This window comes from Collinsella sp. AF23-2 (genome assembly GCF_003459245.1).
GTDB lineage: Bacteria > Actinomycetota > Coriobacteriia > Coriobacteriales > Coriobacteriaceae > Collinsella.
Genome location: NZ_QRVG01000039.1, coordinates 1 through 4,244, shown reverse-complemented (window position 1 = coordinate 4,244; position 4,244 = coordinate 1). Strand labels below are relative to the sequence as shown.

4 protein-coding genes are annotated in these 4,244 nt (G+C 45.9%); 1 reads left to right on the top strand and 3 read right to left on the bottom strand.

Annotation, left to right across the window (positions count from 1 at the left end; genetic code table 11):
- Positions 1–140: 140 nt before the first annotated feature.
- Entirely contained in the window at positions 141–1,679 is a 1,539-nt protein-coding gene (locus DWY03_RS09845; protein ID WP_117797731.1) for a DUF2142 domain-containing protein, read from the bottom strand.
- Positions 1,680–2,114: 435 nt separating this feature from the next.
- On the opposite strand from DWY03_RS09845, the gene DWY03_RS10280 reads away from it, so the two are divergent.
- Entirely contained in the window at positions 2,115–2,477 is a 363-nt protein-coding gene (locus DWY03_RS10280; protein WP_370446059.1) for a transposase, read from the top strand.
- 479 nt (positions 2,478–2,956) lie between these two features.
- Here the strand turns inward: DWY03_RS10280 and DWY03_RS09835 are convergent, their stop codons facing one another.
- Positions 2,957–3,313 (bottom strand): DUF2304 domain-containing protein, encoded by a 357-nt coding sequence (locus DWY03_RS09835; RefSeq protein ID WP_117840743.1) that lies wholly within the window; start codon positions 3,311–3,313, stop codon positions 2,957–2,959.
- A complete protein-coding gene (locus DWY03_RS09830) occupies positions 3,313–4,044 on the bottom strand; it encodes a glycosyltransferase family 2 protein (RefSeq protein ID WP_233506811.1) in 732 nt (243 codons plus the stop codon). Before DWY03_RS09830 ends, DWY03_RS09835 begins: the two co-directional genes overlap by 1 nt.
- Between the last annotated feature and the right edge of the window lie 200 nt (positions 4,045–4,244).

The window sequence follows — 4,244 nt, the reverse complement described above, 5'->3', positions numbered from 1 at the left end:
CTATGCGGTTGTCAATTTGCGAAAGAAATTATGCGTCACCTGGAAAAGCATAGCTTTCGGGGACCCTGCGGCGTCCGAATCATCGCCTGCTATCTAAACTGTTAGATAGCAGAAAAAACCCGAGAGCATTACGCAAAGGCCTACACGCAGGATGCAATACTAATAAAACGAATAAGATATAAACAATTCATCACGCACATGCCAAAAGAGACGACAGAAAGCGAAGATGAGTTGAATTTAAACAAGCGCGTTCTCGACCCAAACAACAAAGCTGGTAGAACAGGAAGAAAATATCGTCCTTGAACACCCTGTATTACATTCTCGTAATTGAACGTCCAGCCCAACCACATAGATACAATGGAACCAAGGGCAGCCAAAGCAAAAGCGATAATAAACAGAATGGAACAAATGGGGCTGAGAAAAGAGGGCTCATCTTCGGAATCCAAACAACAAATAAACCCAAACAACAAATAAGGAATCATAAAAAAGGCTGGAAACTGCAAGTTTTTCTGGAGCCATCCAAGCGAATAACCTAAGGTGGATCCCCAATAGAAATCTCCTAGGGAATCTAATGTCCTAAAAAAGACCTCGAAGCTATTCTTTGGATGCATGATGATGTCACTGAGCGTATAAAACCGCCCGATCTCTTGGCCACGAGAGGCATCTGAAGACTGAGACACCAATGTACTCATTGATGCTATGCGCAGCACTAGAACGGAGGCTATAACAGCAAAGATCAGTATGCACTTACCGATACGTCCGACTTTCACATCTTGGAACTGCGAAAGGGGCACAAGCAAACCAAGTAATATCATCCCAGAATAAACAACCTTACACGGAGCCAAAAACGCCGAAATAATTAAATAAATGACGATTTCTTTACAACCTATTGATTTCTGCTCTCCAAAAAAACCGCGCATTAGACAAGCGAATACTAAAAGCGAGTACGCAATAATTCCTGAATCATAAGAGTATGAAGCAGCCAAGTGAAGCGTCATAGGCAGAAGCGAAACAAAAACAATAACCGATTTGCCCTTAGGTGCAATCCTGTATGCCTGGAACGCACAAAAGCAAAAAACCAGAGCCGAACCAATGCGCCCCATATAGAACACAGGATAGGCACCAAGTCCGAAAAACAGACCGATTTGCAGCCCAACGATAGATCCTATTTTCGCAGAAACGTTCTCACTACTGACGCTAAATGAGAACTCATTGAATGGAGTCCACTTCCCATTCTCAAACAGAGCATAATTCTGAATAATCGAATCAAATGAAGAGGAGTCAATGGCGTTACTCTGGCGACCCTTATAAAGGGAAAGATCGATATCCCGTACTAGAAAACCACCATCATTTGTCACATGCGCATTGAATGGAAGACTATCAACCATCCAATAAGTTGAAAAAAAATGATGGCCTTCATCCGGAACCGTAAACGGAGGAAAGATAAAGATAAAAATAATTAGAAATGCTATAAGCAGCGCCAAGAATACCCATTCACTTTTAAGACGATGGTACACCTTAGCATATGCAGCGCAAAGGCCAAGAATTAGAATCAACGAGATGGTAATTGTAAGCAGTACAAGTAATCTCGGATTATTTAGATACCAATAGACTGAATAGAATGCGAAAAAAACGGCAAACAAAACAAATAAAGGCTTACATCTTATGGAACTTGTCATAAAAATCCTTATAATCGAGAAACTAATAGAACGCAATTAAAAATACTGGTATCAGTATACTAGCAAGCACATTGGCATCCAAAAAGAATGGCGGAATTCAATCTCATGGATCGCGCCGAAAATGTTGGTGCAAGGGTGACCCCTTAGTGCCCGTTTAACGAAAAACGGCCTTCGTCCCGGAACCAGAAATCACCACAACAACAGGTTCCGGGAAAAGACGAAGATCGCTATGTAAATCTTGTCAGACCCGGCGCCGGACATACTCGCCATGCCCCGTTTCAGCGACGGCGCCATCGACATGCGGGAGCTGCTCCCCAGACTCGCCAAACAGGTCGTGAACGCCGCGATGGACGCCGAGGCCGACCAGCTGAGCGGTGGCGGGGCGAACAGCCGAAACGGCTACCGCGAGAGGTCGCTCGCACCTGCGCCGGCACGCTGACGCTGCGCATCCCGAAGCTCCGCTCCGGCAGCTTCTTCCCGGACGACGTGATCGAGCGCCACCGGCGCGTGGACCGCGCCCTCGTTGCCGCCGTCGCCGAGATGTACGCCACCGGCACGAGCACCCGCAAGGTGCAGAGGGTAGCCGAGAAGATAGGCGTCTCCAGGCTCTCGAAGGACCAGGTGAGCGCCATCGCCTCGAGCCTGGACCAGGCATCGAGGATCTGTACGGAAGGCCGCTCGAGGGCTCGCCAGTGCCCTACGTCTGGCTCGACGCGACCTACGTCAAGGAGCCCACTCTTCTTCGAGATTATTTTCCGCAAGATAGCCAAAGCAATATCATTCCAAAGGCGTATTTAAAACCCAGCCCCACTGGGGCGTAGCGGTAGTGTGGTAGTAGTTCAGCCATCAGGCCAGTGATATCGTCCTAATAAATTTAACGGGTTAAAGGGCTAGCAAAAACCGATACATCATCTGCATTATGCATTACAAAATGATGCGTAACTACACACCACATCGAAATTAACCCAAATGGCTCGATAATGGAATTACGCTCTTTTGTAATGGAGTCCTCCGGCTGATTCTATTATCTGTTCTACATTATTAATACAAAACTATTCGACCACGACATAACAGCTGAAACAACATTGCAGCCGGAGCAGGGATATCGCCTCCATTGACAAGCAAATGGCAACCCGCGATGAGAATCATCGGATTTGGTACCGATCCAGACCTCAGCAAAGGGTATAAGCAACGTTTGTATAAGGCAGATTTCCACTTTCCTCAACTAGCAACATTGAAGAACTAAAAGTAAACTGAATCAAATAATTGTATCAAGCTCAGTCATAATAATCCAACCGATTCTCAAGCTCTTTTTCGAGCAAGGCAATCCTTTGTGTAAGGCTTTTGATTGCCAAAACATGACGGCTCACCGCAACGCTAAGGGATAGAGAGATTGCAAGCAACAGCACAATTGCACCCAGGAAGAGGAAATTGGCCGGGTTAACAAACCCAATAGCCGTGGAGCAATAAAAAATAAGCTGAGGGAATAAATCACAAAGCAAGGCCGCCATGCACATTAAAATCCAAAGCAAAGAATACTTAAGAAGCATCTTTCCTTTGGATACGAGTCGAAGAACATAAACGAGGAACCCACCAAAAAAGATGGCTGCCCCAATCCTTAGAAAAAAATTCATTATTGGTCTCCCCTATGGATCCAACACACAAGGACAATAGCAAGCGTAACTTTAATCATGTAGTAGACGGAAGAGAGAACCCCAATGGATGAACGCCCGCCCTGGCGCTCATTCATCTTTACAGGTGCCTCCATAACGGGGAGACCAAGCTTCATAGCCAAAGCTATCGATTCCGGCTCCGGATAATCATCAGGATAGCTCTTGCAGAATAAGTCGATGGCGTCTTTATTGCAGGCTCTAAAGCCAGAAGTGGGATCGGTGACCGCCTTACCTGTAAGCAACTTAAGCAAAAAAGAGAGCCACCTGATTCCAACACGACGCATAAAGGTTGATTGGAAACCGTCGGTCTCGACCAAGAATCGAGAGCCTATCGCCAGACTCGCCCCACCCTCAATCAGCTTAACAAGCTCAGGTATATAAGAAGGATCATGTTGGCCATCGCCGTCAACCTGAATGTCAATATCATAGCCAAATCTCTGAGCATACTTATGCCCCGCCTGGACCGCCCCACCGATACCAAGGTTCTGTGGGAGATCCAATATGTTGACATCATGCTCTCGACAAAGCCTAAGTGTCCCATCCTGTGAGCCGTCGTTAATTACGACATAGTCATATCCAGCAGCCTTAATAGAAGCAACGGTATTGAGAATGCATTCCTGCTCGTTATAAGCGGGAATAATTACCAGAACACGCGGATATCCTTTTGAATCTTTTGTTAAAGCAAATGACAATCGAGTTTCATCCATTCCAAATAATAGTTGGCCCTTAGCGACGCTCGAAGAAAATGCGGCCCTTACAGTCCAACGCACTGTCTAGTAATGAATAAAGTTTACAGCATCCGGACTAACCATCGCGAAGTTACATCTCAAGCTTGGATATTTAGTTTGCACGCCTTGATTATCGACTTCATTCGAACACCTCCCACATTCAT